Origin of the sequence: Enterococcus sp. NBRC 3427 (assembly GCF_007996925.1) — a bacterium.
GTDB classification, from domain to species: Bacteria; Bacillota; Bacilli; order Lactobacillales; family Enterococcaceae; genus Enterococcus_B; species Enterococcus_B lactis.
Window position 1 is genome coordinate 1 of the sequence record NZ_BJLL01000076.1, and the last position, 8,297, is coordinate 8,297.

The 8,297-nt window shown below is 39.5% G+C and carries 8 protein-coding genes; 4 read left to right on the forward strand and 4 right to left on the reverse strand.

Annotated features, from left to right (window positions below):
* Window positions 1-36 precede the first annotated feature (36 nt).
* From menA to pplA, 3 genes are all read right to left on the reverse strand, one after another.
* Window positions 37-990 (reverse strand): 1,4-dihydroxy-2-naphthoate polyprenyltransferase, encoded by a 954-nt coding sequence (gene menA, locus ESP02_RS12120; protein WP_002289029.1) that lies wholly within the window; start codon window positions 988-990, stop codon window positions 37-39.
* A 12-nt stretch (window positions 991-1,002) separates the two neighbouring features.
* Window positions 1,003-2,106, reverse strand: a complete 1,104-nt coding sequence (locus ESP02_RS12125; protein ID WP_002294811.1) for an FAD:protein FMN transferase — start codon at window positions 2,104-2,106, stop codon at window positions 1,003-1,005.
* An 89-nt stretch (window positions 2,107-2,195) separates the two neighbouring features.
* On the reverse strand, window positions 2,196-3,131 hold the full coding sequence (gene pplA, locus ESP02_RS12130) for an extracellular electron transfer flavoprotein PplA (RefSeq protein ID WP_002289025.1): 936 nt from the start codon (window positions 3,129-3,131) through the stop codon (window positions 2,196-2,198).
* Between the two features lie 301 nt (window positions 3,132-3,432).
* On the opposite strand from pplA, the gene ESP02_RS12135 reads away from it, so the two are divergent.
* From ESP02_RS12135 to ESP02_RS12150, 4 genes are all read left to right on the forward strand, one after another.
* Window positions 3,433-5,367: an NAD(P)/FAD-dependent oxidoreductase gene (locus ESP02_RS12135; RefSeq protein ID WP_002289023.1), complete on the forward strand. Its 1,935-nt coding sequence runs from the start codon at window positions 3,433-3,435 to the stop codon at window positions 5,365-5,367.
* A 456-nt stretch (window positions 5,368-5,823) separates the two neighbouring features.
* On the forward strand, window positions 5,824-6,240 hold the full coding sequence (locus ESP02_RS12140) for a NusG domain II-containing protein (RefSeq protein WP_002298268.1): 417 nt from the start codon (window positions 5,824-5,826) through the stop codon (window positions 6,238-6,240).
* A gap of 13 nt (window positions 6,241-6,253) precedes the next feature.
* Window positions 6,254-6,820, forward strand: coding sequence for a Gx transporter family protein (locus ESP02_RS12145; protein WP_002289378.1), 567 nt, complete (start codon window positions 6,254-6,256; stop codon window positions 6,818-6,820).
* A gap of 22 nt (window positions 6,821-6,842) precedes the next feature.
* Window positions 6,843-7,829 (forward strand): polyprenyl synthetase family protein, encoded by a 987-nt coding sequence (locus ESP02_RS12150; protein WP_002289380.1) that lies wholly within the window; start codon window positions 6,843-6,845, stop codon window positions 7,827-7,829.
* A gap of 154 nt (window positions 7,830-7,983) precedes the next feature.
* Here the strand turns inward: ESP02_RS12150 and ESP02_RS12155 are convergent.
* Window positions 7,984-8,297, reverse strand: a 314-nt coding sequence (locus ESP02_RS12155; RefSeq protein ID WP_146089722.1) for an LPXTG cell wall anchor domain-containing protein, incomplete at its 5' end; no start/stop codon positions are given.

The window sequence follows — 8,297 nt, forward strand, 5'->3', positions numbered from 1 at the left end:
GATGCAGGGCAGTTTTTTCACAACCTCTTCATGCTGTTAAATGGCTTGCATAATGATTGTTAGTAATAGCCCCAATACATAACTGGCATTGAATAAGACCATATTTTTGATGGAATAGCTGAAACTGATAGGCTGGGGTAACGTTTGCTTGAATTGATCCAAATGCTTCTTCACAATTGGCAAGGTCAAGAAGGTGACCAAGATCGGCCATTCATAGATACCGCTCAACAACCCCATTAAAATCACGAAATAGCAAGCATACATCAATAGCTGGAATAAGACTGTTCCCGCAGGACGTCCGATATAAAAAACTAGTGTATAGCGATGATTTTCAATATCACGGTCAAGATCCCGCAAATTATTAGCCAACATGATATTGGCAATCGTAAACACCAAGGGTAAGGAAGCTAATACGATTGCTGCTATAGCCCAAAGATTTCCTACCAAAGCAAATTGTCCAGATGAAAAGTTGACTGTCAGATCATAGACATCTGAACCGAATGTATTGACATAAACGACCATGGCAAAAATTCCAAGGCCCATAGTCACCCCACTGAAAATTTCCCCTAAAGGCATTCGAGATAAAGGAATCGGTCCGAATGTATAGAATACTCCAATAAAACAACAGATAAATCCCATCAAAAGTAAAAGCCAACCCGTATTGATCGTTAGAATAACGCCGATAACAAAAACAAATGCAATCATAGCTAAAATCATGTTTCGAATCAATACAGGAGATAGATTTCTGCGGCCAATGACATTTTCTTCATACTTATATACTTCAGAATGAGCCTTTTCATAATCCATGTAATTATTGATAGCGGTAGTCGCTAAATCAAAAACTAGCATTCCAATAAAAAATAAAAAAGTGTTTAGCCAATGTATCTCATGAAAAAAAGCGATAGAGAATAATACCCCTACCGCAAAAGGAAATACACTAGCCACCTTTGTTCGTATTTCAACTACTTCTAAAAAGATTTTTAGTGTCATGGTTCGTACTCCTTATTTTAGTTCAGAACGGTCACCCATCGTGTAATGGGAGTCCTCCGATAATTTGAAGGTGTCTTTGATTGGATCGGTCACATATACTTTATCGTCTTTTGTCACGAAGATCGCTTCCGTCCCGTTATTCAATTCGCTTTCGACGTATTCCAGTCCTTTTTTCACACCCATTGAAAAGACTGCTGTAGACAACCCGTCACCATCAATTGATTTATCTGTTATGATCGTGACACTTGCGATATCATTGTCGAACGGATAACCCGTTTTTGGATCAAACAAATGATGGTATTTTTTGCCATCTACTTCTAAATAACGCTCGTAAATTCCAGAGGTAACTAATGTTTTGTTCCGTTCTTTAATAGAACCTAAAACAGATCCGCGAGCCATGTTCGGATCTTGGATGCCGACTGTCCAGTCTTGGTTTTCGCCTCTTGGGCTGTGGCCTAAGACATAGACATTACCGCCCAAGTCAACGATGGCAGTGGTCACTCCTTGTTTTTTCAAGACTTTCACTACTTCGTCCGTAATGTAACCTTTGGCGATTGCACCTAAATCGATGATCATTCCTTTTTCTTTTAGATAAACAGTTTTTTCTTTGTCATTTAGTTCGATCTTATGATAATCCACTAATTTCAATGCCTGATCGATTTCTTCTTGGGAAGGTTTTCTGGCGTCATCAAAACCGATTCGCCATAATTGTGTGATTGCACCAATCGCCATATCGAATCCGCCTTGAGAATCTTGGCTATATTCGTAGGCCCGCTTGACTAACGTGTAGACGTCATCAGAAACTTTTACTGGTTTGATCCCAGCTTGCTCATTCACTTCATCGATCTCAGAACCTTTTTGATTGATCGTGATTTTATCACCAAGTTCTTTTACTCGATCGAAGGCAGGTTTCAATGCTGATTCTTTGCCTTCATCATACACACGGATACGAACGTAAGTCCCTAACAAGAACTGTTCATCAGAATATGGATCTTTCAATATCTTGGTAGCTGCTGAACTTTCAGTGGTTGTTTTATTTGCTGAGTTGCTGCAGCCAGTTAGCACCATAAAAGAGATGCCCAGTGTGATTAAGGAAAATAGTAGTTTTTTCCGCATCTTTTTCCTCTCTTCATTTTGAAAGGTGAGACGACTGCCTAATCTGGCTATCGTCCCACCCTCCAACTTTTATTAGTATGATTATGTGATTATTTTTCTGTTACGATATTATCTACTTCGATTGTTTGAGTGTCGCCTTTTTCAGCTGCATTCACTAATTGTTGTGCGTACATGATGAATGAATGTGAGCTGTGTGTAGCACCTGTAACAACTTCTACATTAGCAGGTGAGCCATCTTCTTCGCCCATTGCTTTGACGAATTCGTCGTTCAGAGTAGGGATGTAAGTTTTTGGTTCTGTACCGCTTTTTGCTTTCATATTTTCATTATATTCTGTATCATCTTGTTTTGATTTACCGTCTTTGTCGATATAATCAAAGTTTGATTCAGTTACTTTGCCGCCAGCAACTGTCATTTCGAATTGCACACGGTAGCCGTTAGAGTAGTTCTTTTCTTCAAGCTTGTAAGTGCCGTCTTTCAAATCAGCACCATTGTCGATTTCGATTGTATCTGTGTTACCAGCTTGAGCAGCTTGGATCAATTGTTGTGCGTAGTTTTGGAAGCTTTCAGATGAGTGAGTAGCTCCAGTTACGACTTCCACACCGCTTGCGCTTTGTGCTTTTAAGAATTGGTCATTCAACTCAGGAATGTATTTTTCTGGGTTTGTGCCAGATTTTGCTTCCATGTTTTTGTTGTATTCTGCATCTTTTGTTTTTGATTCGCCGTTTTCATTGACGTTATCATATTTTGATTCAGTGATTTTGCCGTCTTTTACAACCATTTCAAAGACTGCACGGTAACCATTTGAATAATTTTTTTCTTCTAATTTATATGTGCCGTCTTGCAAATCTCCGCCAGCTACAACTTTTGCAGATGATTCTGTTGTGCTTTTTGCAGTCGAAGATTGTGCTGTAGATGATTCAGAAGAAGAGTTTGAGCTTCCGTTGTCATCTGCGCCGCAAGCGCCTAACACTAGAGCTGAAAATGCTAATACGGCAAATCCAGTTACAAAACGTTTTTTCTTCATTTTAATACCCCACCATTCCATTTCTAGTCCACAATTTTTCTTTGTGATTCATTATACATTCTAATCTTTTTAGCCTATAAGTCAACTATTTTTGATAAATAACCCATGTAATATTTCAAACGTTTTCTTTCAGCAAATTTCGTGAAAAAACGCTTTATTTTAAAATTTGAAAAAAATCCAAAAGGAGTTAGACAAAAGAACAGAACATCTATATAATATATGGAGATTGTGTAATAAGTATCAAACTAAAAGAATTATCATATATTCATTATATAGATAGTCTATAAGGAGCGGATGATCAATGGCAAAGCAAAATATTGTCGTTGTAGGAGCAGGATATGCCGGTGTTTCAGCTACAAAATACTTGGCAAAGAAACTGAAAAAAGAAGATGTAGCAATTACTCTGATCGATCGTCATTCGTACCATACTATGATGACCGAGTTGCATGAAGTAGCTGGCGGACGTGTAGAACCAGAAGCAATCCAATACGATCTGCAGCATTTGTTTGCTCGTCAAAAGAATGTACAACTTGTCACAGACACTGTAATCGGTATCGATAAAGAACGAAAAATCGTCAAGACCAAATTAGGTTCCTATCCTTTTGATCAGCTGATCCTTGGAATGGGCGGAGAGCCGAATGACTTTGGTACACCTGGTGTCAAAGCACACGGATTCACCCTTTGGTCATTTGAAGATTCTGTAAGGATTCGGGAACATATTGAGAAGACAGTAGCAAAAGCTGCATTGGAACCAGATGATGAACTGCGTAAAGCCATGCTGACTTTCGTTGTCTGTGGTTCTGGATTTACCGGTATTGAAATGATTGGGGAACTGATCGACTGGAAAAATCGCCTAGCCAAAGATTATAAATTAGATCCAAACGAAATCACACTGATGGTCGTAGAGGCAATGCCGACGATCTTGAATATGTTGGATCGAAATGATGCTGCAAAAGCTGAACGCTATTTGCGTAAGCACAACGTGGAATTATTATTGAATGCACCAATCGTAGAAGTGGCTGCTGATCATATCAAATTGAAAGACGGACGCAACATTCCGACTCACACACTGATTTGGACAGCTGGTGTCAAAGGAACTTCTGACGCTGCTGACTTTGGATTAGAATCAGCACGCGGACAGCGGTTGATCGCCAATGAATATATGCAGGCAAAAGGCTACGAAGATAAAAACATCTATATCATTGGTGATTTAGTCTTTTATGAAGAATTCCCAGGAACACCGACACCGCAGATCGTTCAAGCTGCTGAACAAACAGGACACACAGCCGCAGCGAATATCGTGGCTTCGATCAAAGGCGGAGAAAAGCATAAATTTAAAGGAAACTATCAAGGATTTATGGTTTCTATTGGTGCCAAATGGGGGGTAGCTAACCTATTTGATAAGATCCATTTAAGCGGATTTTTAGCTATCGTAATGAAACATATCGTGAATTTGAAATACTTCTTTGATATTCGTTCTGGTTATTATATGTTCCAATATTTAATGCATGAGTTTTTCCATATCAAAGATGATCGCAACGTGACTCGAGGACATTCTTCTCGTTACGGCAATGTCTTATGGAGTGTGCCACTTCGTATTTTCTATGGTTTAGTTTGGTTCGTTGAAGCTTCCAAAAAAATCATTGGGAATGGTGAAGTGTTCAAACCAAGTACTTGGTTTGGTGAAGGATCATGGTTCACTGGAAACAGTGTGTTCCCTTGGACATGGGAATACAATGTAACAGATGTTGCCAGTGGTGCTTCTGCTGCTGGTGATGCAACCACAGCTGCCAGCGGAGCAGGGGCAAGTGCCGGAGAAGCAGCGACTCAAGCTGCACATTTTGGTTTGAGTTATGCATACGGTGAAGAACCAATGGCTGTGATTGAGAAGTCACCAGACTGGTTCACAAAGATCATGCAAGTGATCATGCCAAACAATGATGTAGCAATGTTCTTCCAAAAATTCATGGTATTCTTTGAAATTGCCTTGGCATTAGCATTGATTGCTGGATTATTCACATGGCTATGCAGTGCGACAACGATTGTATTGGTGATCACGTTCTGCTTATCAGGCATGTTTTACTGGGTAAACATTTGGTTCATTTTTGTTGCTTTCGCATTGATGAACGGTTCCGGACGTGCGATTGGGTTGGATCGCTGGGTAATTCCATGGCTACAACGTACACTAGGTAATTGGTGGTACGGTAGACCAAGTTCCCAGTACGGCAAGAAATAAATAGATAAAGAACGTTATTTGAATGCAAGATTTCAATAGAAAGGGGCTGAGACAAACCGTCACAGCCTCCTTTTTATGTAAAATTAAAGGAATAAGATGCCCGAGATAAGCCTCCATGAGCAAGACACAGGTGTCACAACCTCTGTTACAACCTCTTGTTATAAACGGTGTTCCAGAAGTAGCTTCTTCGAAAAATAAGCCGAAATTTCACAAAAACTTGAAAAGTAATTTTCGTAAATTCCTTCTTATTTCTTGAAGTTGCCCACTTCTGTCACAACCTCTTGTTATAAACGGTGTTCCACCTGCTGCTTCTCGGTAATAAGCCCAAAGAATTAGAAAACATGGAAAGCTGTTTTCTATTCTTCGTTCTTATTACTCAAAGCAAGACACAGGTGTCACAACCTCTTGTTTTTATGCTAAAATTGGGTGAGTTAATCTGGAAAAAGGAGAACAAAAATGAGCCTTAAAGAATTTGCTGAAAAAAGTCTGCTCAAACCTTGGGATGTTTTTATTATTTTGCTTTTGACTGTTCTTTCTTTTTTACCAGTCATGATTTTTGGTCTTCAGCAAAACACCGCAACAGCAGAAAAAGAAGCGGTACTGCGTGTGGATGGCACAGAAATCAAAACATTCCCTTTGATGGCTGGAGAAGAGAGCTACACATATACTTACAAAGATGAACACGGAGATTATAACTTGATCGAGATAGATGGCGATCGAGTACGGATAAAAGAAGCAGATTGCGATGACCAGATCTGCGTACGTCGAGGCTGGGCAACGAAAAATGGCGAAACCATCGTCTGTTTGCCACATAAATTAGTGATCGAAGTCCGTTCAACAGATGGAGGTGACGAAGACAGTCTGATTTATTAGACCTTCACACACCATGAGTAAATTACAAAAAATGATTTATATTTCGCTACTTGTTGCACAAGGAGTGATCATTGGTTTATTGGAAAATATGATCCCTTATCCTTTTTCTTTTGCGCCTGGTGCAAAACTAGGCTTAGCCAATCTAATCACGATCGTTGCCATTTTTACCATGAAAAAACGAGACAGCTTCTTACTACTTTGGCTACGACTATTCCTGACTACTTTGCTAGGCGGAACGATTTCCACATTCCTTTATAGTATGAGTGGTGCTTTGCTTAGTTATTTTGGAATGTTATTGGTCAAGCAATTAGGACCAAAACGTGTCAGTATCATCGGAATTAGTGCGGCCGGCGGTTTCATGCATAATGTCGGACAGCTTTTGATGGCTTCTTTCATTGCACAATCATGGACAGTCATGTTGTACTTGCCAGTCCTTTCAGTTTTAGGGATTTTATCAGGGATTGCAATCGGGATCGCAGCGAATTATCTTTTACGACATGTGCAGACACTTCAACGATTCCAAAAAGATTATGAGCAGGGAACCAAACAAAAATGGAGCCCAATGTTTACCAAAAAATAATCGTCACACAAGGAGTTTTTTTATGAAGCTACATCCAATGTGGGAAAACTATCCTGCTTTAAGTAAAGAATTGACAGAAACACTAAAACGGATGGAAGAAACTGTCCGCCTGAAAAACAAACCTGTCGAACAAGCAATCAAAGAAACGATCCATGCCGGCGGAAAGCTGTTGCGTCCTGCCTATCAGCTATTGTTCTCACAATTTGGACCAGAGCAAGATCGAGACAAAGCCATCGCTTTGGCAGCTTCTATCGAAATGCTCCATACGGCCACACTGATCCATGATGATATCGTTGATGAAGCGGATCTGCGACGTGGTCAGCCTAATATCCGTAGTCAGTTTGGTAATGTCGTTTCTGTCTATGCAGGAGACTATTTATTTGTCTGCTGTTTTAAACTATTGTCTGATTACTCCACTTCCTTGAAAAGTCTCCAATTGAATTCTCGCAGTATGGAAAAAGTATTGAATGGCGAATTAGGGCAGATGGATGATCGCTATAATTATGAACTTTCTGTAAAAGAATATTTGGAAAATATTTCAGGTAAGACAGCTGAACTGTTCCAATTAAGTTGTTCTGTTGGCGCTTTTGAAAGTGGAACAAGCGAGCGCTTCGCAAAAAAAGCAGGAGATATCGGACTTTCTATCGGGATGGCCTTTCAGATTATCGATGATATTTTAGATTATACAAAAGAGAGCCAGGAAATCGGCAAACCTGTACTAGAAGACATGCGTCAAGGGGTCTATTCTTTACCGTTGATCTACTCTTTGCAAAAAAACAAACCAAAGCTACTACCTTATTTAGAGAAGAAAGCGGCAATGACAGAAGAAGATGTCGACGCCGTACGCAAAATCGTTGAACATACAGGAGGCGTGGAAGAAGCTAGGAAGTTAGCGGCCTCTTACACAGAAAAGGCTTTGAAGGAAATAAAGAAATTACCTGCCACCTCTCTTCGAACAAAAGAGAATCTCTTTTCCCTTACCCAACTGATTTTGGATCGCAAAGACTGAATAGGGAAAGGTTCGATACGTAAATAAATTTCTCAGAAGGAAATCTACGTGTTTTTTGACAAATTGAATTGTAGTTCTTGTATTTATGATAAAAAGCAAAAATAAAGAGCAACGTCCGTTAGCGACGTTGCTCTTTTTTATCTTGAATATTTTTTTACCTTTTCGATTTCTTATAACTCATAAAAGTGATTCTTAAACCGATTACAAGTAATATAACGCCTGCGAGTGTTATCCAATTATTCGATTGACTTCCAGTTTTAGGAAGTGCTCTTTTTGATTTGTTTCCATTGTCATTGCTTGTTTTATTAGTTAAGTTAAAGTTCGTCCTGTTATCCGAACTTGTTTTTGAGAAGGAGACACTTGCATGACGTGTATCGCTTGTGGTAGACGACGTGTCTGTACTATCGCTTGAAGTTGATGAATCTGAGCTATCACTTGTGGTAGAGATTGTATCTGTACTGTCGCTTG